General features: G+C 54.2%; 1 tRNA gene and 2 rRNA genes (1 of these 3 cut by a window edge). All 3 read right to left on the reverse strand.

From position 1 onward, the window contains the following. Positions 1–18 precede the first annotated feature (18 nt). Positions 19–95: transfer RNA gene (locus ASG68_RS23325), tRNA-Met, on the reverse strand. A gap of 287 nt (positions 96–382) precedes the next feature. Then, positions 383–497: ribosomal RNA gene (gene rrf / locus ASG68_RS23330) — 5S ribosomal RNA — on the reverse strand. 236 nt (positions 498–733) lie between these two features. Beyond that, positions 734–2500 (reverse strand): 23S ribosomal RNA (locus tag ASG68_RS23335) (it continues 1031 nt past the right edge of the window).

Consider the following 2500-nt stretch of genomic DNA (forward strand, 5'->3'; position numbering starts at 1 on the left):
GGCGGGTTTTTTGTTGATTGGTTGCGGGGGCAGGATTTGAACCTGCGGCCTTCAGGTTATGAGCCTGACGAGCTACCGGGCTGCTCCACCCCGCGCCATCTGTGCAAGTCCTACGGACTTGTCGCATCTGTGCAAGTCCTACGGACTTGTCGCGATTGCGTCACCGCTTTGCGGTGATGCTTTCCTGCGTGAGCAAATTGCCGAAGGCGATTTACTCAAGTTAGGGACGTTGGGACCGGTTTGATCCGATCGGCGGTCCCGTTTGATTTGCGTTTCCGGTATTTTAGCGAAGCAAAAAGGCCGCTTGAGGGCGGCCCGTTGTTTTCGGCTAGGCCGGAGTTTGTGTCGAGAAGACGATTTGGTATTTTCTTGCCATTACTAGACCTGGCAGCGACCTACTCTCCCGCGTCTTAAGACGGAGTACCATTGGCGCAGGGGCGTTTCACGGCCGTGTTCGGAATGGGAACGGGTGCAGCCACCCCGCAATAACCACCAGGTCAAGTAAGGGCAAGAATGTCACCGGCGACGGTGACAAACCAAATGAGAAGCTGGTTGAAGTCTGAGACTTCATTTTTTAGAACACGTCTTGTTGCCTGCCTTCCGGTCGAAGACCGCAAGCGCAGAGCGCGTCGCCAATCGTTTGGCGCGCCGTCCGCAGCGCAGCCGCTTTGCGGCGACAGCGTGAGGACAAAACAGATGGCTCTGTTCATTTCAATGAACATGAGCAATGAGAACAATCAAGCCAATCGAACGATTAGTACTGGTAAGCTTCATGCGTTGCCGCACTTCCACACCCAGCCTATCAACGTGGTAGTCTTCCACGGTTCTCAAGGGAATACTCGTTTTCAGGTTGGTTTCCCGCTTAGATGCCTTCAGCGGTTATCCATTCCATATATAGCTACCCTGCTATGCGGCTGGCGCCACAACAGGTCCACCAGAGATATGTCCATCCCGGTCCTCTCGTACTAGGGACAGATCCTGTCAATATTCCTACACCCACGGCAGATAGGGACCGAACTGTCTCACGACGTTCTGAACCCAGCTCACGTACCGCTTTAATTGGCGAACAGCCAAACCCTTGGGACCTGCTCCAGCCCCAGGATGCGATGAGCCGACATCGAGGTGCCAAACAACCCCGTCGATATGGACTCTTGGGGGTCATCAGCCTGTTATCCCCGGCGTACCTTTTATCCGTTGAGCGATGGCCCTTCCACACGGGACCACCGGATCACTATGACCGACTTTCGTCTCTGCTCGACTTGTCAGTCTCGCAGTCAGGCGGGCTTATGCCATTGCACTCGACGACCGATTTCCGACCGGTCTGAGCCCACCATCGCGCGCCTCCGTTACTCTTTCGGAGGCGACCGCCCCAGTCAAACTACCCACCATACACTGTCCCGGATCCGGATAACGGACCGCGGTTAGACATCCATGACGATAAGGGTGGTATTTCAAGGATGGCTCCACGAGAACTGGCGTCCCCGCTTCAAAGCCTACCACCTATCCTACACATGCCGACACGAATGCCAGTGTAAAGCTATAGTAAAGGTGCACGGGGTCTTTCCGTCTGACCGCAGGAACCCCGCATCTTCACGGGGAATTCAATTTCACTGAGTCTATGCTGGAGACAGCGGGGAAGTCGTTACGCCATTCGTGCAGGTCGGAACTTACCCGACAAGGAATTTCGCTACCTTAGGACCGTTATAGTTACGGCCGCCGTTTACTGGGGCTTCAGTTCAAAGCTTGCACCTCTCCCTTTAACCTTCCAGCACCGGGCAGGCGTCAGGCCCTATACGTCGTTTTGCAACTTCGCAGAGCCCTGTGTTTTTGATAAACAGTCGCTACCCCCTGGTCTGTGCCACCCCAACATACTTGCGTACAGTGGGGTCACGCTTCTTCCGAAGTTACGCGTGCAATTTGCCGAGTTCCTTCAGCATAGTTCTCTCAAGCGCCTTGGTATACTCTACCTGACCACCTGTGTCGGTTTCGGGTACGGTCTATACGGTGGAGCTATTTCCTGGAACCGCGTCCCCGCCCTGACAATCCAATAAGTCAGAACAGGTTAAGCAATCCGTCACTACCACCAGGCCCACGAATATTAACGTGGTTCCCATCGACTACGCATTTCTGCCTCATCTTAGGGGCCGGCTAACCCTGCTCAGATTAACTTTAAGCAGGAACCCTTGGTCTTTCGGCGAGGGAGTCTCTCACTCCCTTTATCGTTACTCATGTCAACATTCGCACTTCCGATACCTCCAGGAGCCCTCACGGGTCTCCCTTCACAGGCTTACGGAACGCTCCGCTACCACACGTCTTGCGACGTATCCTCAGCTTCGGTGCATGGCTTTAGCCCCGTTACATTTTCGGCGCAAAGACCCTTATTTAGACCAGTGAGCTGTTACGCTTTCTTTAAATGATGGCTGCTTCTAAGCCAACATCCTGGTTGTTTTGGGATCCTCACATCCTTTCCCACTTAGCCATGACTTGGGGACCTTAGCTG

It is taken from the genome of Rhizobium sp. Leaf453, assembly GCF_001425605.1.
Taxonomy (GTDB): domain Bacteria; phylum Pseudomonadota; class Alphaproteobacteria; order Rhizobiales; family Rhizobiaceae; genus Pararhizobium.